Below are 23,613 nucleotides of genomic sequence, written 5' to 3'. Positions count from 1 at the left end.
TGTCCCGATGCCCGCGGTGGCGGGGTGGGTCCCTCGTGACGACGGATGCGTACACGCGGCCGGGGAAGGAAGCGGGGGAGCGGGCGGAAGCCGTCGGCACCGACCGCGACGCCGCGGCGGGCCGGACCGCGTCGGCGGCCCCCGGGCAGACGCGCGGTCCCGCGCCGGTGGCGCTGCTCGCCGTGGCCGCCGTGCTCATCGGCTGGGCGATGGCCGCCGCGGATCCGCACCGGATCGGCGCGCTCGGCATCGTCGACGCCCTCGACTGGCGGTACGCGGCCGGCATCGTGGCGCTCGCCGCCGCCTTCGTCTGGGAGCTCGGCGCCGCGCGCCCGCGGACCTGGCTGCTGGCGTCCGCGACCTGCGCGCTGGTGGTGGCGATCTACGGGGTGTCCCCCGTCGTCGAGCAGACCTCCCGGCTGCCCACCTCGTGGCGGCACGCGGGCTTCATCAACTACATCCACGACAACGGCACCGTGCTCCACCACTACGACGCACGGTTCTCCTGGCCGGGGTTCTTCGCCGGCGTCGCCGTGCTGATGAACACCGCCGGCGTCGGCGACGCCAGCCACCTGCTGCTCTACGCCTCCGTGGTGTTCATGCTCGCCTACCTGCCCTGCCTCGCGATGATCTTCCGCGAGCTCGGGCTGAGCCGCCGGGCGACCTGGCTCGCGCTGTGGCTGTTCCTCTGCGCCGACTGGGCGGACCAGGAATACCTCTCCCCGCAGGGGGCGGCGTACCTGCTGTCCCTGGTGGTACTCGTGATCGCGTTGCGCACGAGCGGACGGCGCGCGCCCGTGGTCGGCGGGTCCACGGGCGGCGGCGTGCGCGGGCGGCGCGATCGGCTGCGCGCGCTGCTCGACCCGCCCCCGCCAGCCCTCGGGCCGCGCCAGCAGATGGCGTTGCTGGGGTGCGCGGCCGTCCTCGCCTTCGCCGTCGTGGCCAGCCATCAGCTCTCCCCGCCGCTGCTGACGCTGCTGCTCGTGAGCCTGCTGCTCACCGGCCGGCTGCGCGGGCGGGGGCTCGTCCTGCTGGTGCCGATCCTGTTCGTCGGCTACTTCACGTTCGGTGCGGTCGACTTCTGGAGCGGCCACCTGTCGGTCGTCACCGGCGACGTGGGCGGGGTCGGTGGGACGGTCAACCAGACCCTGTCGAACCGGGTGCAGGGCTCGCCGACCCACCTGCGGATCGCGTTCCTGCGCATCGTGGTGGTCGGGGTGCTCTTCGCCGGCGCCGCGATCGGCTCGCTGCGACGGCGGCGCTGGCGGCTCGGCGCGGTGGCGCAGGCCGCGGCCATTGCGCCGTTCGGACTGCTGGCGTTGCAGTCCTACGGCGGCGAGGCGCTGCTGCGGGCCTACCTGTTCGCGCTGCCGTTCCTGTGCGCCCTGTGCGCCGCGGCCTTCCTGCCCGCTCCCGACCCCGACTTCGGCGCGCTCGTCCGCCGCGGGCGGCGCCGCGGCGGTCTGGCCCGCCGGCGCCCGCGCGCCCGGACGGCCGGTTCCGGCGAGGAGACCGTTCAGCTGCGCATCCGGCGGGCTCGCCCGCCGCGGCCGGAGCTCTCCCGGCGCCTGTCGGCGCTCCTGCTGGTCGTGTGCACCGGGGCGGTCGCGGTCCAGCTCGTCTGCCGGGGCGGCAACGAGGAGTTCGTCTGGTTCTCCCACGAGGAGGTCGCGGCCACCCAGGAGCTCTACGACCTGGCTCCCACGGGCAGTACCATCGGCGTTCTCAACGGCTTCTTCCCGGGACAGAACGACGATCTCGGCCGGGTGTCGTTGATAAATCTGGAGAGCAAGTGCAAACCGGTCGTCGATCCGTATCAGTGCGCTCTGCAGTTGAAGCCCGACTACATTCTGATCACGCGGGCGCAGGACGCGTACGGCCGGGAGTCGGAATCCCGCCCCGAGAAGTGGGCGGCGGCCGACGCGGCCTCTCTGGAACGGTCCGCCGGATACCACCGCATCCGGAACAGTCCGGACGCGATCATTCTTGCGCGCGAGGTGGACGGCGAACTTCGGACATCGCGTGTGGACGCGTCGACCCGCCCGGTGCTCTCGGTGGACCAGGAAGGATGAGGGAGGGTCGATGGACCAGCACAACGTGATTCGGATCGGGCTGGTGCTCGTCTGCCTGGCGGCGGGTCTCGCGATCGGTGTGGATCTGCTGCGCGAGGCGCGGTCCTCCCGTGCCCGGGGGGTCGGCCGGCTGATGAACGTCGGTCTCCCGGTGGTCGCCGTGGCGGCCTTCGCCGCCTGCTGGGTGCGGGTGTCACATGGGTGAGACCCGGCGGCCGGGGGGGTCGACGACGAGTGGGCGTGGCCGCAGCCGGCGGGAGATCCTCCTGCTGGGACTGGGCGCGGCCGGGGCCCTGGCGCTGGCGGGATGCGGCGATGACCACGCGGACTCCCCGGCGCACTACCTCGGCCCGGTCGACAACGGTCAGGCGCCCCGCACGGACGCCGACCTGTGCGTCTACGGTGCGACGCCGGCGGGGATCGCCGCGGCCGTGCAGGCCCGGCGGATGGGCCTGCGCACCACGCTGCTGGCCTTCGACGACGAGATCGGCGGGATGATGTCGGGCGGCCTGTCCGCCACGGACACCGGCTACACGTCGACCATCGGCGGATTCGCCCGGGAGATCTTCGCCGCGATCGGCGAGCACTACCGTTCGACCGGGCCGGTGTACAACTTCGAGCCGCACGTCGCCCGCGACGTCTTCGTCGCGGTCCTGAAGAAGGCGGGCGTGCGGGTCCTGACCCGTCAGCGGCTCGCCGAGGTCGTGCTCAGCGGAAACAGGATCCGCTGGATCAACACCGACGGCGGCGGCACCCACCGGGCGAACGCCTTCGTGGACGCCAGCTACGAGGGTGACCTGCTGGCCGCGGCGCGCGTCGCCTTCGTGACCGGGCGGGAGTCCAACGGCGAGTACGGCGAGACCCTCAACGGCGTGCAGAACCGCCCGGCCGGCTCGACCTTCCTGTCCTGCGTCAGCCCCTACCGCCGCGACGGCGATCCGACCAGCGGCCTGCTGCCCGACGTCTCGGCGAACGGGCTGGGGACGACGGGGCAGCAGAGTCCGCTCGGGATGGACTTCTGTTTCCGGCTCTGCCTGGCCCACGCCGGGTCGAACGCGCGGCCGTTCCCGAAGCCGGCGGCCTACGACCCCGAGCGGTACGAGCTGCACCGGCGCTACCTGGCTGCCGGGAACCGCAACGTGATGTCCTTCCTGGTCGAGCTGCCCGGGCGGAAGTACGACCTCAACAACAGCGGCCCGGTCTCCACCAACCTGGTGGGCGGCTCGGCGAACTGGGCGACCGCGGACTACGCGCGCCGCGAGCAGATCTACCAGGATCACCTCGCCTACCAGCAGGGCCTGCTCTGGTTCCTCGCGAACGATCCCGCCGTGCCGGCCTGGCAGCGCACCCAGGCCCGTTCCCTCGGCCTCGCCGCCGACGAGTTCGTGGACAGCGACAACTGGCCGCGCCAGCTCTACGTGCGCGAGGCCAGGCGGATGGTCAGCGACTACGTCGCGACGGAGGCCGACGCGTCGGGCACCCGCCGCTGCCCCGACCCGATCGCCTACGCGTCGTTCAAGGTCGACTCGCACGCCGTGCAGCGGGTCGTGGCGAACAACTGCCTCGTCAACGAGGGCGGCGTGGACGTCCCCGTGCCCGGCCCGTGGACGGTGTCGCTGCGCTCGATCCTGCCGCGGCGCCAGGAGTGCGTGAACCTGGTCGTGCCGGTCTGCGTCTCCTCCTCCCACGTGGCCTGGTCCTCGCTGCGGATGGAGCCGGTGCTCATGATGCTCGGCCAGGTGGCGGCCATCGCCGCGGGTACGGGAATCCGCCGCGGGGTGGCCGTCCAGGACGTCGCCTACCCCGAGATCCGGGCGGCCCTGCAGCGGCTGCGCCTGCCGCTGCCGGCGGCCGCGGCATGACAGCCGTTTCCCGGAATGTACCGACGATTCCCCACGTCCCATGTCCCATGTTCCATGTTTGTTCCATGTCCCATGTTTGTTCCATGTCCCCATGACTCGATGACGACCCGGGAACGACGTAGAAGGAGGATGGTGTGAATACGGGGCAGGCTGCGGACTACCGCGCCCGACTGCGGACCGCGGGCATTTTCTCGGTCCCCGATCTCTACCCGCCGCAGACCGTGGCGCGGTGGAACGAGATCCTCGACCGCGAGTTCGCCGAGAAGGCGGATCAGGCGCGGGCCTACGTCGGCGCGGACCGGCTCGTGGCGCTCGGGATCGCCGAGGAGGTGTTCTCCACGCCGCTGCGCCGGGCGATCCGTGCGCTGATCCCCGACGCGGTGCTCTACCACTGCCACGTCTACGAGACCGCGGCGAACCAGGAGCGCTCGCACATCCACGCGGGACGCCTGGGCGGCTGGCACCGGGACACCGAGACCATCCGGCTGTACGAGCCGGCGGCGGCGCCCCAGTACATCAGCATCTTCGTCTACCTGAGCGACGTCGCGAGCGGCTCCGGTGGCTTCGAACTCAGGACGCTGCCGCCGGCGCAGGCCATCGCGGCCGGCAACCGCTCGGTCGTGGTGCAGGGCCAGGCCGGCACCGCCTTCGTGTGGAACCGCTCCTTCTACCACCGCGCGACGCCGAACCTCAGCCCCGTCCGCCGGCGCGTGCTCAAGCTCTCGATCCAGGCCACGTCGCTGCCGAACGACCGGATCGAGCTGCCCGAGTTCGCCCGGGCCCGCACGGCCGTCAACCCGGCGGACGAGTACCTCGGCTTCCTGCTCGGCGTCGGGCGGGGCGGGCCGGCGGCGCCGCGCCAGCTTCCGCAGCCGGCGGATCCGGCGACCCCGCCCCCGCCCGCGGCTGATCTGGTGCCGAACTCGGTGGTCGAGGTCGGCCGCGCGGACGCCCTGTGGCACCGCGTCAGCGCGGTCAAGTACCGGCTGCCGGTCGGCTGATGGCAGCCGCGGGGGTGGGCCGGCGCCGGGTCCTGATCATCGGGTCCGGGCGACGGATCCGGAACAACTTCCTGCCGGCGTTCGCGCAGCGCCGCGACCAGTTCGAGCTCGTCGGGCTGTGGTCGCGCACCCGGGAGCACGCCGAACGCGCGGCGGCGCCGTGGGGGGTGCCGGTGGTGGGCTCCCCGGCCGAGGTCCTCGACGCGGTCGACACGGTCGTCGTCTCGGTCTCCACCACCGCGGTGCGCGCGGTGCTGCGCGACCTCGCCGAACGGGCGCCGCAGCTCTCGGTCGTCCTGGACACCCCGGTGTTCGGGCAGGCCGCCCACCTGCCGGCGATGGCGACCCTGCGGTCGTTCGCCCGGGTGGTCGTGGCCGAGGACTACATGAACTACCCGCAGTGGACCCTCGCCCGCCGCGCGGTCGCCGACGGTCTGATCGGCGAGGTGCGCTCGGTGGAGCTCGCGCACTCCGGCTACCGCTACCACGGGCTCGCCCTCATCCGGTCGCTGGCCGACTTCGACCACGTCACCGTGGCCACCCGACGGCGGGCCGGCGCCGACGTGCGCTTCGACTTCCGGCTGCGGCGCGGGCTGCGCGGTCGCATCACCGAGCCATACGACCAGGCCCGGGGGACCACGACGATCACAGGCGAGAAGGGCGTGATCACGGACTCCGCGCGCGTGGGGGCCGTGGGGGCGGGCGCCGGGCACGGCCCGGTGCACGTGCTGCGGCCCCGCGGGGACGCCCGGCCCGACGGCTACCTTCTCGACGGCCCGGATCTTCTCGGCGGCCTGGAGCTCGACCTGCCGGCGCTGCCCGCGCTGCTCGACGCCGAGGTGCCCGACCGCAGCCTGTTCAACGCCCTGAAGACCTGCGGCCTGCTGGAGGTGCTCGCGGCGGTGACGGGCGAGGCCTTCCACTCCCGGTACACCTACCGGGAGGCGCTCTACGACCACCTGACGACGGCGGTCCTGCGCACGAGCCCGCTGGTCGTCGACCCCGTGGCGGGGGCGGGCGGCAACATCGTCGGCGGCCTCGACGGCGTGTTCACCGGGCTGGCCCGGGCGCGGGGCGCCCTCACCAGGGCGGGGACACGTGGGAAGGGGACGCCGACGGGAGGGCCGGCGTGAGAGTGTGCCAGGCAACCCAGCCCGGATTATTATGATATGTCGTTATCTTTCCGGCTTATCCCCCGCCGGGAATGGTCGTAGCCGGGCCGGACCGGGGCCCGGGGGTGGGCGGGGTGTACCGGCTCAAGCGATTCGGGCCTACCGCAATTTTTGTCACGCGCATGACGCATTCCACCGAGGTCCGATGGTTCGCTCCCTCGCCGGACGTTAGAGTTGGTTTGCACGCACGGGGCCGGCTGGATGGGGGTCCGACAAGCCGGTGGTGCGACGTGCACCAGTGGGGGGTTCGTCGATCGGCACAGCGGGTGTCGTTGTCATGCGCTGACATGGCACACAGCCCGGTTGGTCGTCCTCCCGTCGGGCTGTGGCCCGTCCGAAGAAGTCGTGACCGCGGGGGGTTTTCCGAGTGACCGACACCGTCTTCAGCGATGATCAGGATCGGCGAGGGGCCGTTCAGTGACCCGACGTGACGGTGGCTACCGGCCCGACGACCGGGCGGGGGTCCCGGCCGGGGCGGCGACGCTCGGCGCGTCGTCCGTCGCGCCGAGCCGGCCCGGGCGGCGGATTCCGAACCAGCGTGCCCAGTTGGCGGTGGTGATCGGAGATGTTCCCCCGCCGCCGGCGGCCGATCGTGCCGGCCGCCGGGGCCCCGGCGCGGTCCAGCCGGACGCGGCGGGGATCGCCACCGCACCCAGGCCGGCGGACGGACCCGGCTCCACCGCCGGCGACCTGTCCCATCCTCCCGGCCTGTCCGATTTACCCGATCCGTCCGATCGGCCCGACCTGGACGCGCGGGCCGACGGCGGCTACCGGGCCACGGTTCCGTGGGAGCGTCCCTACACCCGGCTGCTCATCGTCACCGACGCCCTCGCCTGCGTGGTGGCGGTGGGGGTTGCCTATCTGGTCCGGTTCGGCGGCCTGGTCGAGTTCGACCTCAAGCCGGTGTCGGCGCGGCCCTACATCCTGATGTCGGTGCTGCTGCCGCTCGCGTGGGTTCTGTCGATGTTCTTCGGGCGGGCCTACGAGAGCCGCTTCCTCGGCGGGGGATCCGAGGAGTTCCGCCGCGTGCTCAACGCCGCCGCGCAGCTCACCGCGGTGGTGGCCGTCCTGTCCTACGCGACGAAGGCCGAGCTCGCCCGCGCCTACGTACTGATCGCGTTCCCCGCCGCACTGGTACTGACGGTGGCGCTGCGGGTCGGCGCGCGAGCCGGGCTGCACCGGCTGCGCCGGGCGGGGCGCTGCCTGCACCGCGTGCTGGTCGTCGGCGCTGGGGAGTCCGCGGCATCCATGATCCGGATAGCGCAGCGTGAGCCCACCGCCGGCTGGTCGGTGGTCGGGGTCGTCCTCGACCGGTCGCCGGGGCGGCACAGCCACGACTCGCCGGAGCGCGTCGGGTTCGACCTGCTGGGGGTGCCGATCGTCGGGACCTCGGAGAGCCTGCACACCGCCATCGCGCAGACGGCGGCGACGACCGTCGCGATCAGCCCGCAGATGGACGGCGAGCGGCTGCGGCGGTTGCTGTGGATGTTGGAGGGTAGCGAGGTCGATGTCCTGGTCTCCTCGGCGCTGACCGACGTGACCGGGCCGCGCATCTCGATCCGCCCGGTCGCCGGACTGCCGCTGCTGCACGTCGAGGAGCCGGAACTCAGCGGTACCCGGCGCGCCATGAAGGGCCTGTTCGACCGGAGCGTGGCCGCGGGGATCCTGCTGCTGTGCCTGCCGCTGCTGGCCGCCCTCGCGTTGGCCGTCCGGCTCACCAGCCGCGGCCCGGCGATCTTCCGGCAGGTGCGGGTGGGCCGGGGCGGTGAGCACTTCACGATGTACAAGTTCCGCTCGATGTACGTCGACGCCGAGCAGCGCAAGGCGGCGTTGGAGTCGCGCAACGAGCGGGCCGAGGGCCTGCTGTTCAAGATGCGCGAGGACCCCCGGATCACCCGGGTCGGGAAGTTCCTGCGCAAGTGGTCCCTGGACGAGCTGCCGCAGCTCTTCAACGTCGTGGGGGGCAGCATGTCGCTGGTCGGCCCGCGGCCGCCGCTGCCGGCGGAGGTCGCCCGCTACGAGGACGACGTGCACCGCCGGCTGATGGTGAAGCCCGGTCTGACCGGCCTGTGGCAGATCAGCGGTCGGTCCGATCTGGAATGGGACGAGTCGGTGCGACTGGACCTGCGCTACGTGCAGAACTGGTCGCTGGCGATGGACTTCTACATCCTCTGGCGGACGATGTTCGCGGTGCTGCGCCGCGAGGGAGCGTACTGATCCGCTGGGCCGCTGGGCCGCTACCGCTGGCCGCTACCGCTGGCCGCTACCGCTGGCCGCTGCGGCGGAGCCGGTAGCCGGCTTCTGGCACCAGCTGGTTCAGCCGCTCACACGTTCTCCTTTCCGCTGTTTGGCGACGGTGTGCGTTGGCGGACGGCGCTCGCCTCGCCGCCCGGCGCTGCGCCGGCACCGCCGCGCGGGAGCTGTGCGTGGGAACGAAGCCACGTCGTTGTTTGGTATCGATGAATCGGACGCCAAACCGTCTAGAAGAGTTACGGTGGCGGCGGCTCTCCCACGCACCCGCTCCGACCTGCGGGCCGTCGCCCCCACAGCGTCGTGACAGGTCCGGTTCACGTGACGCTGCACGCCCTCGGATTGCAATCGGATACACGACCTATCTCTGTCTCCTGAAATAAATCCGCTGTGCGACGGGTGTTGAATGTCGGCGCGTGGCCGTATTCGAACGTTGATCCGCGGATATTGTCAATGCCCCGATTGAGGTATCGTCGGCGCGGTCGCGAATCTCATTTACAGGAATCTACGCCATGGCGTGATATGGGTCACAGATGGGCGTCGGAAGCATTGATGGTCGTATGCGGCGGTGTCTCGGCCGTAAGGTGGGCGCCGGCGCCACGGTATTGATCCCGCTGCTGACCGAGTTCTGTTTCGGTGCGGCCGGGCTGCCGTGGAGGCCGGAATGTCAGCGGCCTGATCCCAGGTTCCGGGGGAACCGTGCAGAGGCCATATCGGGGGAAGATATGCCTATCTTTTTCTTTTGTTCGAGGACGGCGATGTCGGTGACATCGGCGAGCCGGCGTCGGCCGTCGGCGCTGCGAGCGAGGATTCGTCGTGGGCGCTGAGCGCGGCGCCGCGGGCCGGCACCGCGTGCGTGCGGCCCCTCGGCCGGCCGCCGTCGGCGCGGCACCGGCCGGCCTGCGGATTCGCGTCTCCTTACGGGACCGCAACGAGTCGGAGTACCTCGCCGACCTGCTCCAGGATCACGGGCTGGCGGTGCGCGTCGCGCTGCCGGACGAGGACGAGCGAGGCGGCGATGAGCAGCCCGCGGCCAACGAGATCGTCGTCAGTCAGGAACTGGTCGCCGGGCTCATCCCGGCGGCGCGCCGGGGCGACACGCCTCTGATCGTGCCGACCGATCGGCCGGCGGCGCCCCCTGTCGGCGGGCCCGGCGAGGAGCAGGTGCCGCAGCCGGGGCGGTTGACCATGCACGACCTCGACGCCGTCGCCCGGCGCCTCGTCGCCACCATCCAGCGCAGGGTCGAACGCAACCGGCGGGGGCTGGCGCAACTCGCCCTCGAGGACGAGGACATCTTCGACGACGTCGCCGTCCAGCAGAGCGCCGGACGGCGGCTGCGCCTGGTCGGGCGGGAGGGTGTGCTGGTCTGCCTGCGGGTCAGCGAGCTGGGGCGGGTCCGGGAGCGCCTCGGGGCGCAGGCGACCTGGGAGCTGGTCGGCCGGATCCGCGACGTCACCGTCACGGAACTGGGCCTGGCCAGGCCGCCGGCGCCGCGCAGCAACGGGGAGCTGCTGTGGGTCCTGCCGGCGGCACCGGCGGCCCGCGCCCGCAAGCAGCTTGAGCAGCTGGGCGCCGCGCTGGCGAGCCGGTCGGTCACGGTGACCGCCGGCGACGCCGAGGAGCATCTGCGCATCACGCCCGCCATCGGCCTGGTCGGCGTGGGCAGGACGGATCCGGCCGTGCTGATCAGCCGGGCCAGGGCCGCCGCCGCGACCGCCGCCAGCCGCCTCGATCTGGAGCCCTGCACCTGGGAGCCGTCCGGAGAACCGGCCGAGATGCCGGCCGAGATGCCGGCCGGGGCCGGGGCGCTGCTCGGCGCGCCGTTCGTGGCCGGGTCGCCGTCCGGAGCCCCGTCCGGGTTCGACGGGCCGTTCGGAGCGCCTTCCGGGGAGGTGGCCGCCGGCCTCCGCGGGTTCTCCACCGGTGCCGGTGCCGGTGCCGGTGCGGCGGCGGCGGCCTGGCGGACGGCCAGGCGGTGGATCGGGTCCACCGCCGCGCAGGCCCTGCTCAGCGTCGTCCTCGCCGTCGGCCTGCCCTACCTGTACTACACGCTCACGGCCCAGTTCGGCGTCGACGTGCTCGGCCCCGCCTACGCGTTCATCGTGCTCGCGCTGGTGGCGACCGCCGGGTCGATCTACGTCGAGGGTCTGCTCGCGCTCGACCCGGTCCGGCCGCCGGCGCTCCCGCCGGGAGACCCGCCGCCGGCGACGGTCATCATCGCCGCGTACCTGCCGAACGAGTCGGCGACGATCATCGACACGCTCGAGGCGTTCCTGCGCCTGCGCTACGCCGGATCCCTGCAGGTGATCCTCGCCTACAACACCCCGCATGCACTGCCGGTCGAGTCCGTGCTCCAGGCGATGGCACACGAACATCCTCGGCTGGTGGTGCTCAGGGTGCCGGGCAGCACCTCGAAGGCGCAGAACGTCAATGCCGCCCTCGAAATCGCCACCGGTCATTTCACCGGCGTCTTCGATGCCGACCACCATCCGGCGCCGGACTCGGTGACGCGGGCATGGCGATGGCTGGCCGATTCCTACGACATCGTGCAGGGGCACTGCGTCATCCGTAACGGCGGTGCGAGCTGGTTGTCGCGGATGGTCGCGGTGGAGTTCGAGTCGATGTACGCGGTGGGCCATCCGGGGCGGGCGAAGCTGCACGGCTTCGGCATCTTCGGCGGATCCAACGGGTACTGGCGGACCGACATTCTGCGCCGCGTCCGGATGCGCCCCCGCATGCTGACCGAGGACATCGACTCCTCGGTCCGATCCCTGCTCGCCGGTGTTCGCATCGCCTCCGATCCGGCGCTGTTGTCCTTCGAACTGGCGCCGACCACGCTGCGGGCACTGACCCGCCAGCGGCTGCGCTGGGCCCAGGGCTGGTTCCAGGTCTCGCGGAAGTACTTCGGGATGGCCCTGGCCTCCCCCGTGCTCAACCGCCGGCAGAAGGCCGGCGCCGCGTTCCTGTTCGGTTGGCGCGAGCTCTACCCGTGGATCTCCATCCAGATCTTCCCGTTGCTGGGGTATCTGCTGCTGCATCCGGAGCCCGGCCAGGGCGTGCACTGGGCCATGCCGTTCTTCCTGTTCCTCACGCTCGTCACGATGGGAGTCGGCGTGGCGCAAAGCCTCTTCGCCTATCTGCTCGCCCACCCGGACGTGCGCCGGCGTCGGCGGTGGTTCCTCGTCTACGCCCTGTTCGCCGGCTTCTTCTACACCGAGTACAAGAACGGCCTGGCCCGGGTGGCCCAGATCAAGGAGATCGGGGGAGAGCGCCAGTGGCGGGTCACCCCGCGCCAGGTGCCCGTGCCCAGCCCGGCCTACCGGCGGGAGTCGGCCTGACCATGACCGGCCTGCTCACACCGTCCACGTCCACGTCGCCGTCCACGTCCACGTCGCCGTCGCCGTCCACGTCGCCGTCGCCGTCCACGTCGCCGCCATCGGCACCGTCCACGCCTGCGCCGGGGCGGCTGGCGCGCATGGACGACCTCGAGGGATACCGGGGAGTCGCCGCCCTGGGGGTCGTGGTCTTCCACGCCTACCAGTTCTGCCGGGAGGGCGCCGGTGGGGACTCGGCCGGCTCGTCACCCGACGGCTACGCCTACGCCGGGACGCCGCTGGGCCGGCTGCTGCTCAACCTCGACGGCCTCGTCAGTCTGTTCCTGCTGCTGTCGGGCTTCCTGCTTTACGCCCCGGCAGCCCGCCAGGTCCTCGCCGGGCGGCGGGTGGGCAGCCCCCGGGTCTTCCTGCTGCGCCGCGCCGTGCGCATCCTGCCGCTGTACTGGTTCGCGACCCTGCTCGTCTGGACCTACCGCAACCCCGACCTGCCGGGAGACTGGCGCGACCTGGTGGAACACCTCACCTTCACCCAGGTCTTCGACAGCCGTCGCATCTTCTACACGATCGGCCCGGCCTGGTCGCTCTCGGTGGAGATCTTCTTCTACGTCGCCGTCGCGCTCATCCTGCTGGCCCTGCGGGGTTGGCTGCCCGCCCGGTCACGTCCGGCCGTGCGGGCGCTGGCGATCGCGACGCCGCCCACCGTGATGCTGGTCGGCTCGCTTGCCTACCACTGGTGGGCGCTCGAGCTCGCCCACCAGCCGTCCGACCGCTGGGCGATCTGGTTCAACCCGCTGGCCAAGGCGGAGATGTTCGCCATGGGGATGTTCCTCGCCGTCGCCCACGCCCGGTGGGGCGACCGGGCCGTGCGCGCGCGGTGGCTCGTTCCCGTCCGGCTCGTGGCGCTGGCCATCCTCGCCTGGGGCTGCGCCATCCGGGCCGAGGACGCCCGGACGTCGACCGAGTTCAACCTGCTGGCGATGGTCGCGTTCACCCTGCTGCTCGGCAGCTCGCTGTTCGCGCCTCCGCGGGCCTGGTGGCGACGGGCCCTCGCGGCCCGCCCCCTGATGTTCGTCGGCACCGTCAGCTACAGCGTGTACCTGTGGCACGAGCCGATCCTGCTCTACCTCGACACGCATCACCTGCTGAGCCACCAGGCGACGGCGTTCCCCTGGGTGGCGCTGCTGCTGGTGGTCGTCTCCGTGCCGTTCGGCTGGGTCAGCTACGTCATCCTCGAACGGCCCGCGGGCGAACTGAAGGCCCTGTTCCAACCGGACGGTCGGCTGCGCTCGTACTACGGTCCCCGGCACGAGGGCTGACGGATCAGCACCATGCCCGAGCCGACCATGCAACGAGCCCCGCGGCCCGACGTGATCGTAGCCGCGTCCCGGCCGCGGTCACGCCCCTTCGCGTACGCCGTGATCGGGCTGCTGTCCGTCGTCGTCGCCGTGTCGATCGTGCTCGGCGTGGTGGGACCCGACCCGGACCCGTCCGCCTCGGTATGGCTGACCAGCGCGGACGGTGCGCACCGCCTGGACCGCCAGCCGGACGTGCGACTGCTTCCGTCGACCGGGCCGGCCACCGGGCAGGGTGTCCTACGGGTCGAGCCGGACCGGCGTTTCCAGGTCATGGAGGGAGTCGGGGCCGCCCTGACCGACTCCTCCACGTATCTGATCGACACGAGGCTGTCGCCGCCCGAGCGCCGCCGGCTGATGCGCTCGCTGTTCGACCGAGACGCCGGCGCCGGGCTGAGTTTCCTGCGCCAGCCGATCGGGGCCAGCGACTTCTCCCGGGCCGCGGTGACCTACGACGACGTTCCCGCGGGCCAGCGCGACCCGCGGCTGCGGCGGTTCAGCGTCGCCCGCGACGAGGAGCACGTGCTGCCGCTGCTGCGCCAGGCCCGCGCACTCAACCCGGAACTGCGGGTGATGGCGACGCCCTGGACCGCCCCGGCCTGGATGCGCACCGGCGACACGCTGTCCGGCTCCTCCGGCGGTCCCCTGCGGCCCGAGGACACCGCCGCCTTCGCCGCCTACCTGGCCGCCTACGCCCGTGCCTACGCGGACGGCGGCGTGCCGGTCGACCTGATCTCGCCGCTGAACGAACCGCTGGCGCCGCCCGGGAACCATCCCGCCATGCCGATGACGGCCCAGCAGGAGGCGGCGGTGATCGCCGCGCTCGGTCCGGCGCTGCGCGCGGCCGGGCTGAGCACCCGCATAGCCGTCTCCGATCAGAACTGGGACTTCGGCTCCTACGCCCTGCAGGTGCTCAGCGACCCCGCGGCGGCGCCGTGGATCGCCGGGATCGCCTCGCACTGCTACGGCGGGGACCCGTCCGCCCAGGCGGTGCTGCGCGGCCAGGCGCCGACGCTCGCCCAGTACGTCACCGAGTGCTCCAGCGGGTCCTGGTCGAAGGGCTTCGGCGACAGCCTGCGCTGGAGCGCGCAGAACATGGTGATCGGCGCGACCCGCAACGGCGCCGCCACGGTCGCCTACTGGAACGTGGCGCTCGACGAGACCGGCGGGCCCAAGCTCGGCGGCTGCCCGAGCTGCCGCGGCCTGGTCACGATCGACCGGCGCAGCGGAAAGGTGACGTACAGCCCCGAGTACTACGCGCTCGGCCAACTCGCCAAGGTCACCGAGCCGGGTGCCGTCCGGGTGGACACGGCCTCGCCCGGACCCGGCGGGCTGCAGAACGTCGCCTTCGTGAACCCGGACGGATCGCGCGCGCTGGTCGCCTACAACCCGGGGACGGTGCCGGCGGCGGTCACCGTCGACGACGGCAGGGTGTCGTTCGCCGCGCGGGTCCCGCCCGGTGCCATGGCCTCGTTCTCCTGGCCGGGCCGCCGGCTCGCCGCCGCCTCCGCCGCCTCCGGCGTCCCCACCGCCCCGCGTCCCGTCCCCGGGCATCCCGGTCCCGGCGGTGCGCTCGCCGGGGCGCAGAACCGCGTCCGGGTGATGCCGCTGGGGGACTCGCTCGTCGACGGGTTCGTGACCAGCGGCGGCTGGCGCACCCAGCTGTGGCACCGGCTGGTGCAGAACGACGGTGAGCCGGTCGTGTTCGTGGGCTCCCAGCGCGGCGGCCCACCCGACCTGGGCGACCAGCGGGAGGAGGGCCATCCCGGCTGGCGACTGGACGCGCTGCAACGTCAGGCGGCTGCCTGGGTCGGCTCGGCGCGGCCCGACGTCGTCCTGCTCATGGCCGGCACGAACGACATCAACGAGGGAGCCAGCGCCCAGCAGGCCGCCGCCCGGCTCGACGCGCTGCTGGGCACGATCCTCGCCGCCCGCCCCGGCGTCGCCGTGCTGGTGTCCACCCTCGTCCCGATGCACAACGGCCACGACGCCACCTGGGCGGCCTTCAACGCGGCGATCCCCGGCGTCGTCGCCGCACGCCGGGCCGCCGGCGCGGACGTCTCGGTCGTGGACCTGTCCTCGATGGTCGGCCCCGAGCACTACGTCGACGGGCTGCACCCCGACCAGGCCGGCTACAACGCGCTCGGCGACGCCTGGTACGCCGCCGTCCGGCCGGTCGTGCACCGCCTGCGCGACGCCGCCGCCGCCGCGTCCGGACCGCGCATGTCGGCCTCGACGGTCGCGGTGAGCGCCTGCTGCACCGACACCGCGCCCGCCCTCGCCGCCGACGGCCTGCCCGGCACCCGCTGGACCAGCGGCTACCCTCAGGAACCGGGGATGTGGCTGCAGGCCGACCTGCGCGCCCCGACGCCGGTCAGCGGCGTCGACCTCGACGCCGGCCCCAGCGTCGGTGACCAACCGCGGGGGTACGTGGTGCGCGTCTCCGTCGACGGGACCACCTGGCGGACGGTCGCGACCCGCGGCGACGACGGTCCCCGGGCCGCCGTCTCCTTCCCGCCGGTCACCGCCCGCTACGTCCGGGTGCAGCTCACCGTCGCCGTGAGCGACCACTGGTGGTCGGTGGCCGATCTCACCGTCCACACCGCGCCCTGACCCCCGCGCACCCGCCCGGGGCTGGCGTGCCGGCGGGGATCCGCGGACGTGGGCCACGTCATCTGGCGATGTTCCAGCCGTGTCCTATGGTTCCGTGGTGATGCCGCCCTCAGATCCGGATCAGCCGGCCGCGCCCCCGCCCTCGCCGGAGGAGGATGCGACCGGCACCACACCGCGGACCGACGCCCCGCCCGCGGCCCCGCGGACCGACGCCCCGCCCGCGGGCCCGCGGGTCGGCGCCAGTCCGGCCGTCCCGTCGGGTCGGGAGCGCCGCTACCCGCCGCCGGAGCAGGTCCGCGGCGCGGTCGTCGCCCGCCGCGGGCAGATCGAGCGCTCCACCACCGACCAGCGGCTGCTCGACACCCGCAGCCCGTCGGGTTTCGTCCATGGCGACCCGTGGCGGGTGATGCGCATCCAGAGCGAGTTCGTCGAGGGCTTCGGGCTGCTCGCGGAACTGCCGCGGGCCGTGACGGTCTTCGGCTCGGCGCGCATCACCGCGGACGACCCGATCTACGCCCAGGGGCGCCGCCTCGGCGCCGCGCTTGCCGAGGCCGGCTTCGCCGTCATCACCGGCGGGGGGCCGGGGGCGATGGAGGCGGTCAACCGCGGCGCCCAGGAGGCGGGCGGGCTGTCGGTCGGCCTCGGCATCGAGCTGCCGTTCGAGCAGCGGCTCAACGACTGGGTCGACCTCGGGGTCAGCTTCCGGTACTTCTTCGTGCGCAAGACGATGTTCGTGAAGTACGCCGAGGCGTTCGTGATCCTGCCCGGCGGGGTCGGCACGCTCGACGAGCTGTTCGAGGCGCTCACCCTCGTCCAGACCGGCAAGGTCACCCGGTTCCCGGTGGTCCTCATCGGGTCGGAGTACTGGTCGGGCCTGGTGGGGTGGCTGCGTTCCACCGTCCTGCCGGCCGGCCTGATCAAGGAGTCGGACCTGCACATCCTGGCGATAACCGACGATGTCGACGAGGCGGTGCGCATCATCGTGCGGGGGACGGCCGGGCACGCCGAGCCGCCCCGCCCGGAGGTGCCCGAACCGTGAACATCTGCGTCTACTGCGCGTCCTCGTCCGCGATCGACGCCGCCCATGTGGAGCTGGCCGCCCGAACCGGGGCGGAGCTCGCCCGGCGCGGCCACACCCTGGTGTCCGGCGGTGGCTCGGTGTCGTGCATGGGGGCGGTGGCCCGGGCGGCGCGGGCCGGCGGCGCCCACACCATCGGGGTGATCCCGCGCGCGCTGCTGGCGCTGGAGGTCAGCGACACCGACGCGGACGAACTGATCGTCACGGACACGATGCGGGAGCGTAAGGCACTGATGGACGCCCGCGCCGACGGCTTCCTCGCCCTGCCCGGCGGGCTGGGCACGCTGGAGGAGCTGCTGGAGATCTGGGTGGCCCGGGTGCTGAGCCTGCACACGAAGCCCGTGGTCGTCCTCGACCCCGGCGGGGTCTTCGGCCACCTGCGGCTGCTCGTCGACGGGCTCGTCGAGAGCGGGTTCGTCCGGCCGGTCGCACGCGACACGCTGATCTGGGCCGACAGCGTGGACGAGGCCCTCGACCACCTGGAGGCCGCCGCCGCGCCGCCGAGCACCGTGCCCGCCGGTGCCGGTGCCGGTGCCGCTGCCGGCACCGCCCCGCCCCAGCCGACCGACCGAGAGATCATCGAGGGCGACTGACGGTCGCGGCGGCCGGCATCCTGCCCGGCCGGGCGGGGGCGCCGCGCCGCGCTCCCTGCTTGTCCGGAGGGTTCCGCGCCCGATTTATCCCTCTGGACAAGCAGTCGGGCGGTCGGGACGCGCCCACTGCGCCGGTCGGGTCGGCCGGCGGGCGGGGGCGGGTCAGACGACGCCGCGGCGGGCGACGGCAAGGTCGGCGTCGCCGCGGATCGCCGCGACCATCCGCAGCGTCCGCAGCGTCGCGGCCACCTGGTGGGCGCGGAAGACCCGGGCGCCGAGCCAGGCGCTGATCGCCGTCGCGGCGAGGGTTCCCTCCAGGCGTTCGTCGACCCCGGTGTCCAGCGTCTCCCCGACGAAGTCCTTGTTCGACATGGCGACGAGCACCGGCCACCCGGTGGCCGCCAGTTCCGGCAACCGCCGGGTGGCCTCCAGCGAGTGCCGGCTGTTCTTGCCGAAGTCGTGGCCCGGGTCGATGAGCACCGCGTCGGCGCGCACCCCCAGCGACGCGGCGCGCTCGGCGAGGCCGGTCGTCGTGGTGACGATGTCGGCGACGACGTCGTCGTAGGTCATCCGGTGCGGCCGGGTCCGGGGTGGCAGATGCCCGGCGTGGGTGCAGACCAGGCCCGTGCCGAACTCGGCGGCGACCTCGGCGAGCTGCGGGTCCACCCCGCCCCAGGCGTCGTTGAGCAGGTCGGCGCCCTCCCCGGCGACCACGCGGCCGACCGCCGCCCGCCAGGTGTCGACGCTGATCACCAGGTCGGGATGGCGTGCGCGGACCGCGGCGACGAAGCCGCCCACCCGGCGAAGCTCCTCGGCCGGGCTCACCTCGCCGCCGGGGGCCGCCTTGACCCCGCCGATGTCGATGATCTCCGCCCCGTCCTCGACGGCACGGTCGACGGCGTCGAGCGCCGCGGCCTCCCCGTACGTCGCGCCCCGGTCGAAGAACGAGTCCGGGGTGCGATTGACGATGGCCATGACCACCAGTTCCGACGGTCCGAACACCCGTCGCCCCAGCCGCAGCGGCCCCTGTCGCGGGGCGAGGGGCGGCAGGTCGGTCGGCGACGGGGCGGTCGGGGCGGTCGGGGTGCGGGGCGTCAGGGCGGTCGTCTCGGGAGGGTCGGCGTCCACCCGGTCAGCCTGCCAGATCGGGCGGGGTGACCAGGGTCCTCGAGGCATGGCACGATCGACCCGTGGTGCTCGTCGTCGAGATCGTGATCGTGGCCGCAGTCGTGTTCGCCGTGGCCGCGCTGGCCGTCGGCCGCTTCGACCGGCTTGCCCCCGCGCCGCCCGACGGCGCCTCCGTCGGCCTGCCCGCCGCCACGGTGACGGCCGGCGACATCTCCCGGCTGCGCTTCGCGATGGCGCCGCGCGGCTACCGCATGGCCGAGGTCGACGCCGTCCTGCTCCGCCTGGCCGAGGAGGTGGCCTGGCGCGACGAGGAGTTGGCCCGGCGCGACGACGAACTCGTCCGGTTGGCGACCTTCGCACGCATCGGCCCCGCGCCGTCGGTGCCGGAGCATCCCGTCGTGCCGCTGGACAAGCCGCAGGACTGACCGGCCCCGCGTCCCGCGGGTCTCGGCATCCCGTTGACGGACGGTCGATCTGGATCACGCGAGACCGACCGCGGGCGCGCCCGTCGACACCGGACGCCCACCGTCCGATGCCGTCGCCGCCGACCGTTGTGATGCCGCGGGGAGACGTGTTTCGGTTTGCGGTCCGGTCTACGGGATAATCGTCGCCAGACGCAGGTCCGACGGCAGGAAGAGGTGCACCGATGGCGGCCATGAAGCCGCGGACGGGTGACGGTCCGCTCGAGGTGACCAAGGAGGGGCGCGGCATCGTCATGCGTGTCCCGCTGGAGGGGGGCGGTCGGCTCGTTGTGGAACTCACCGCCGACGAGGCGAGTGCGCTGGGGGACGCCCTCAAGACCGCGGTCAGCTAGCTGTCGATGCGTACCGGCGCCGGCTGCCGACCCGTGACGGGTGGGGCCGGCCGGCCCGGCGGCCTGGGGCGGCGGCGATGAGGGAGGGTCAGATGACCATGGACGGAACCGCGTCGAGTCCGGTGCTCGATGCTCTCATCGGGTCGCCGCCGGAGATCACGCTCCGGTCCGGGAGCGCCACCGACGCGGCGGCCTCCGTCGTCGCCGTCGTGCTGGCGGCGGGGGAGGACGGGCCGGTCCTCGCGGCGGCCGCCCGGCGGGCCGGCGCCGATCTCGGGGTGGATCTCGACCGACTCGTCGAGACCGAGTCCCTGCGCGGTGACGCCGGCTCCGTGCTGGTCGTCCCGGTCACCGGCGCGCAACGCTCGATCACCCGGCTGCTCGTGGTGGGAGTCGGCGCCGGCCAGCCGGGGGACTGGCGGGCCGCCGGCGCCGCCGTGGCGCGCCGGGCCGGTGCGGCGGCGCGGGTCGCGGTGATCGCGCAGCCCGCGCCGGTCGGCCTGCGGGCGTTCGCCGAGGGGGCCGCCCTCGGTGCCTACCGCGTCTCCGGGCTGTTGGAGCGGGCCGGGCAGCCCGGCCGTCCCGCGGGCGACGGAGCGGACGCCCGGACCCGGCCCGTGGTCGTGCCCGGCGCCGCAGCCGAGGCGCCCGGTCGCGACGCGCTGAACGTCAACGAGATCACGGTGGACGATGCCGGCCTCGACGGCGTCGACGCCGCCGGCCCCGCCATCGACGCCGCCGGCCCGGCCGTGGACGCGGGCGGTGGGGCGTCGGCGTCCGTCGCCGAGGCCGTCGGCGGGCCGCTGCGCGAGGTGGTCGTCGTCGGTGACCTCGCGGCGGATCCCGCGGCGCTCGCGGCGCTGCGGGCGGCCCGCGCGGTGGCACTCGGGGTCTACATCGCCCGTGATCTGGTGAACACGCCGAGCCTGGTGAAGTCGCCGGAATGGCTCGCCGACCGGGCCGTGCGCATCGCGACCGAGGCCGGCCTCACCGCGACGGTGCTCGGTCCGCGGGAGCTGGCCGAGCAGGGCTTCGGCGGGCTGCGGGCCGTGGGCCAGGGTTCACCCCGCCCGCCGCGGCTGGTCCGGATCGAGTACGACGGTGCTGGTGCTGGTGCTGGTGCTGGTGCTGGTGCTGGTGCTGGGGCTGGTGGCGGTGGGGCCCGCCATCGGGTCCTCGTCGGCAAGGGCATCACGTTCGACTCGGGCGGCCTCTCGCTCAAGCCGGCCGTGTCGATGATCGGGATGAAGACCGACATGTCCGGCGCCGCGGCGGTGCTGGGCACGATGACCGCGCTGCCGGCGCTCGGCGTGCCCGGCCAGGTGACCGGCCTGCTCTGCCTCGCGGAGAACATGATCGGCGGCAGCGCCATGCGCCCCGGCGACGTCATCACCTGCTGGGGCGGCACGACCGTCGAAGTGCTCAACACCGACGCCGAGGGGCGCCTGGTCCTCGCCGACGGCCTCGCCTACGCGGCGGGCGAGCTTGGTGCCGACGTCGTCGTCGACCTGGCCACCCTCACCGGGGCGATCGCCGTCGCGCTCGGCCGGCGCACCGCGGGCCTGTTCAGCTCCGACGACGATCTCGCCGCGGAGCTGGCCACCGCGGCCGAGTCCGCCGGCGAGCGGGTGTGGCGCCTGCCGCTCACCGAGGACTACCGGCCGGCGATCGACTCGCCGGTAGCCGACCTGGCCAACATCGGCCGGGCGCTGGACGTCGGCGGCGGGTCCATCACCGCCGCGCTGTTCCTGCGCGAGTTCGCCGGGAAACTGCCATGGGCCCATCTCGACATCGCCGGCACGGCCCGGTCCGACTCCGACGACGGCGAGATCAGCCGCGGCGGCACGGGCTGGGGAGTCCGCACCCTGCTGCGCTGGCTGGCCGCGGACCCCGCCGCCGCTACCGCCGTGGCGGACGCGTCCGCTCGGGTCGGGTAGCGACCGGCGGCAGCACGGGGATCTCGTGGCGGCCGAAGCCACCGGGTTGCAGGGGGACGGTTCCCGCGGTGCCTTCCGGCCTGCCCTGGTCGCCAGCGCCGGTCAGGAGGCGGCCCCGGCCGCGCTGAGGCTGGTGAGCTGGCGGCGGGCCCAGCGCAGGCTGTCGTGCTCGTCCATCACCGCGGGCCAGCCCGCCAGCGCCGCCTCGACCGCCTCGCGGTCCGCCACCGCGAGGACCTCGACCCGTAGCTCGTCGATGTCCGCCTGATCGACGCGGAGCTGGTCGAGGTAACGGGCGAGGATCCCGCCGGGGTGCGGCTCGCGGACGGAGTAGATCTCCCGGGTGGCCTCGACCCAGCTCAGCCGGTAGGTGCTGTGCATGTCATGGTGGTCTGTCCACCCGTCCCCGAAGGGGACCTCGGTGGAGGCCTGCCGCCGCGGCTGCTCGCCGTAGAACTCCCGGATGTTCATGGGGCATCCATCCCCGCGGGACGGACCCGCGTAAACGGCCGGACGCCGGTCGGTGGCCGCTCCCACGCCGCCCTGGCCGGCCCCGCCCCGTCAGCCCTGCCGACCCTGCGCGCAGTGGCCGGGCGCCCCACTGCTTTCGCGCGCTGTCGTTCCATGATCCGGCCGTCGAGGCGAGGGCATGATCGCATCCTAGGAGGCGAGTCGCTGGAGCGCCGCCTCGTAACCCTTGGCCTGCGCCTCGGTCAGCACCAGGGAGACGCGGAGAACCACGCCGCCCCGCACGAAGACGTACTCGGTGACCAGAGGATTGTCCTCGGTGACGGTGAGGAGCCGGGCGGCCCGCCGGGCAGCGGCCGCCGCATCGTGGAACGACTCGACGGCGCCGCCGCGCTCGATCGCCCCCCGGGGCGCCCCCGCCACCTCGTTCGAGCCCACCCGGGAGTCGCTGAACGCGATCCGGCTGGAGTAGCCGCCCGCCGTGCCCAGGAGCCGGTCGGGGTCGGTGGCGGCGGTGTAGACGACGGTCGTGTGCAACGGCAGGCCGGCCTCGGCCAGCCTGATCGCGACCTGCTCGGCGGTGAGGTTCGTCGGCAGACCGCCGGCACCGCCCTGGACTGGGCCGGTCGTGCCGGTCGTGCCGGTCGTGCCCGTGGGCAGTCCGGGAGCACCGGCCGCCCCCGGGCTCGCCGCGGGTGGGCTCGCCGGGCCCGGACTCGCGATCGGCGCGCTGCGGGCCCGGTGCGCCGGGCCCACCATCCGGTTCAGCGCGTAGCCGCCGGCGCCGGCCAGGACGGCCACCAGCAACACGAACGCGACGTAGGGCAGCAGACCCTCCCGCGCGGGGGCGCCAGGCGGCCCGGCGTCCCGCTCGTCGGCCCCGCCGCGAGGACCGGCCCCTGCCCGCGGGCGGTAGTCCGGGCCGCCGCCGAGATCCGCGCCGCCGCCATAACTCCCGCCGCCGAGACCCGCCCCGCCGCGGTAGCTCCCGTCGCCGCCGGAGCGGCCGCCGCCGTAGCTCCCGCGGCCGATGGTGCCCTCGCGGCCAGCACCGCCCTGGCCGACAGGGGCCCCGCGGTCGACGATCTCACGGCGGTTCGCCTGGAGACCGGGGTCGGTGTGGTCATCGTGGACAGGGCGGCCACCGCGACCACCGTGGGTGCCGAGATCGCCCCGGGTGTCGAGATCGCCCCGGGCGCCAAAATCGTCCTGGGCGGCGCGACCGTTCTGGGTGCCCCGACCGAACTGGGTGTCTCGACCGTTCTGGGTGTCTCGACCGTTCTGGGTGCCGCGATCGCCGTAGCCCCCGCGGCCGACGTCTTCATCGGGACGGTCGTACCGACCGGGGCCATCCTGGCCGTCGCGGCCGGCCTGGTCTCCGCGGCCGTGGCGGCCGTCGGGGCGACCGCGGCTGCCATAGGCGTCACGCCCGTCGTAGGGGTCGCGCGGGTAGGGGGCGTGACCGGCGCGGTTGCCGTGGTCCCCGCTGTCGTCGTAGCGGCGGTCGGCGAAGGAGGCCGGGGGATCGGCGTACCCCCCGCCGCGGTCGTAGCCGTCGTCGTCGTGGGTGCCGTGGTTCTGGTATCCGCCGTGATTCTGGTGCCCGCCGCGGCCGCCGTAGTCCCGGCGATCTCCGGGAGCATGGTCGGGATGGGCGGCCGGACGGGCCCGGTCGGCGCGGGTGGCGTGAGCATCGCGATCGGCGTGGCGACCGCGACCGTCGCCCTCGTACCCGCCGAAATCGTCGTAGCGCCGGTAGTCCCGGGCCGCCGGTGCCATCCACTCCCCAAGGCGTCGAAATGTCACGCTTGAGGGCACCTTACGCGCCGCGCGGGTCGGACCCTCGACGTGCCGGGGCGGCGGGCGGGTCCGGTCGAGTCCGCCACCGGGCCTGGGTGGCGCGTCCGGGCGAGCGGCTGCCGGGCGGCCGATCGGCC

General features: G+C 73.7%; 17 protein-coding genes. 14 read left to right on the top strand and 3 right to left on the bottom strand.

Annotated elements, in window-relative coordinates; translation table 11 throughout:
• The first annotated feature begins 35 nt into the window (after positions 1 to 35).
• The 11 genes from FRAAL_RS26655 (at position 36) to FRAAL_RS26605 (ending at position 17,329) form a co-directional block, all read left to right on the top strand.
• Positions 36 to 2,072, top strand: coding sequence for a hypothetical protein (locus tag FRAAL_RS26655; protein WP_041939827.1), 2,037 nt, complete (start codon positions 36 to 38; stop codon positions 2,070 to 2,072).
• Between the two features lie 10 nt (positions 2,073 to 2,082).
• A complete protein-coding gene (locus FRAAL_RS26650) occupies positions 2,083 to 2,277 on the top strand; it encodes a hypothetical protein (protein WP_041939826.1) in 195 nt (64 codons plus the stop codon).
• Positions 2,270 to 3,934 carry an FAD-dependent oxidoreductase gene (locus FRAAL_RS26645; protein WP_011607161.1) on the top strand — a complete coding sequence of 555 codons (1,665 nt, stop codon included), beginning with the start codon at positions 2,270 to 2,272 and terminating at the stop codon, positions 3,932 to 3,934. The genes FRAAL_RS26650 and FRAAL_RS26645 overlap by 8 nt, the downstream gene beginning before the upstream one ends.
• A gap of 134 nt (positions 3,935 to 4,068) precedes the next feature.
• The gene (locus FRAAL_RS26640; RefSeq protein WP_011607160.1) at positions 4,069 to 4,935 is read left to right on the top strand and encodes a phytanoyl-CoA dioxygenase family protein; all 867 of its coding nucleotides are present in this window, start codon (positions 4,069 to 4,071) and stop codon (positions 4,933 to 4,935) included.
• Positions 4,935 to 6,068, top strand: a complete 1,134-nt coding sequence (locus FRAAL_RS26635; RefSeq protein ID WP_083866934.1) for a Gfo/Idh/MocA family oxidoreductase — start codon at positions 4,935 to 4,937, stop codon at positions 6,066 to 6,068. The genes FRAAL_RS26640 and FRAAL_RS26635 overlap by 1 nt, the downstream gene beginning before the upstream one ends.
• A gap of 747 nt (positions 6,069 to 6,815) precedes the next feature.
• On the top strand, positions 6,816 to 8,324 hold the full coding sequence (locus FRAAL_RS26630) for a sugar transferase (protein ID WP_050997460.1): 1,509 nt from the start codon (positions 6,816 to 6,818) through the stop codon (positions 8,322 to 8,324).
• Between the two features lie 849 nt (positions 8,325 to 9,173).
• Entirely contained in the window at positions 9,174 to 11,696 is a 2,523-nt protein-coding gene (locus tag FRAAL_RS30760) for a glycosyltransferase family 2 protein (protein WP_011607154.1), read from the top strand.
• Between the two features lie 137 nt (positions 11,697 to 11,833).
• Positions 11,834 to 13,009 (top strand): acyltransferase family protein, encoded by a 1,176-nt coding sequence (locus FRAAL_RS26620; protein ID WP_011607153.1) that lies wholly within the window; start codon positions 11,834 to 11,836, stop codon positions 13,007 to 13,009.
• Positions 13,010 to 13,021: 12 nt separating this feature from the next.
• Positions 13,022 to 15,658, top strand: coding sequence for a GDSL-type esterase/lipase family protein (locus FRAAL_RS30755; protein ID WP_011607152.1), 2,637 nt, complete (start codon positions 13,022 to 13,024; stop codon positions 15,656 to 15,658).
• A gap of 100 nt (positions 15,659 to 15,758) precedes the next feature.
• Positions 15,759 to 16,697, top strand: coding sequence for a TIGR00730 family Rossman fold protein (locus FRAAL_RS26610; RefSeq protein WP_231861756.1), 939 nt, complete (start codon positions 15,759 to 15,761; stop codon positions 16,695 to 16,697).
• Positions 16,694 to 17,329: an LOG family protein gene (locus FRAAL_RS26605; RefSeq protein ID WP_011607150.1), complete on the top strand. Its 636-nt coding sequence runs from the start codon at positions 16,694 to 16,696 to the stop codon at positions 17,327 to 17,329. Before FRAAL_RS26610 ends, FRAAL_RS26605 begins: the two co-directional genes overlap by 4 nt.
• Positions 17,330 to 17,491: 162 nt before the next feature.
• On the opposite strand, the gene folP is transcribed toward FRAAL_RS26605, so the two are convergent.
• On the bottom strand, positions 17,492 to 18,457 hold the full coding sequence (gene folP, locus FRAAL_RS26600; protein ID WP_011607149.1) for a dihydropteroate synthase: 966 nt from the start codon (positions 18,455 to 18,457) through the stop codon (positions 17,492 to 17,494).
• Positions 18,458 to 18,519: 62 nt separating this feature from the next.
• Here folP and FRAAL_RS26595 point away from each other — a divergent pair, with 62 nt between their 5' ends.
• The 3 genes from FRAAL_RS26595 to FRAAL_RS26590 all read left to right on the top strand — a co-directional run bounded on the left by FRAAL_RS26595 (position 18,520) and on the right by FRAAL_RS26590 (position 21,208).
• Positions 18,520 to 18,882: a DivIVA domain-containing protein gene (locus FRAAL_RS26595; protein WP_041939824.1), complete on the top strand. Its 363-nt coding sequence runs from the start codon at positions 18,520 to 18,522 to the stop codon at positions 18,880 to 18,882.
• Positions 18,883 to 19,103: 221 nt separating this feature from the next.
• Entirely contained in the window at positions 19,104 to 19,271 is a 168-nt protein-coding gene (locus tag FRAAL_RS32175; protein ID WP_011438211.1) for a DUF3117 domain-containing protein, read from the top strand.
• A gap of 92 nt (positions 19,272 to 19,363) precedes the next feature.
• Positions 19,364 to 21,208: a leucyl aminopeptidase family protein gene (locus tag FRAAL_RS26590; protein WP_157892230.1), complete on the top strand. Its 1,845-nt coding sequence runs from the start codon at positions 19,364 to 19,366 to the stop codon at positions 21,206 to 21,208.
• Between the two features lie 102 nt (positions 21,209 to 21,310).
• Here FRAAL_RS26590 and FRAAL_RS26585 read toward each other — a convergent pair whose 3' ends face one another.
• Positions 21,311 to 21,679: a hypothetical protein gene (locus FRAAL_RS26585; protein WP_011607145.1), complete on the bottom strand. Its 369-nt coding sequence runs from the start codon at positions 21,677 to 21,679 to the stop codon at positions 21,311 to 21,313.
• A gap of 189 nt (positions 21,680 to 21,868) precedes the next feature.
• Positions 21,869 to 23,482, bottom strand: coding sequence for a hypothetical protein (locus tag FRAAL_RS35340; protein ID WP_231861360.1), 1,614 nt, complete (start codon positions 23,480 to 23,482; stop codon positions 21,869 to 21,871).
• Between the last annotated feature and the right edge of the window lie 131 nt (positions 23,483 to 23,613).

Origin of the sequence: Frankia alni ACN14a, from assembly GCF_000058485.1 — a bacterium.
Classification (GTDB): Bacteria; Actinomycetota; Actinomycetes; order Frankiales; family Frankiaceae; genus Frankia; species Frankia alni.
This window is presented reverse-complemented; position numbering and strand designations above follow the sequence as displayed.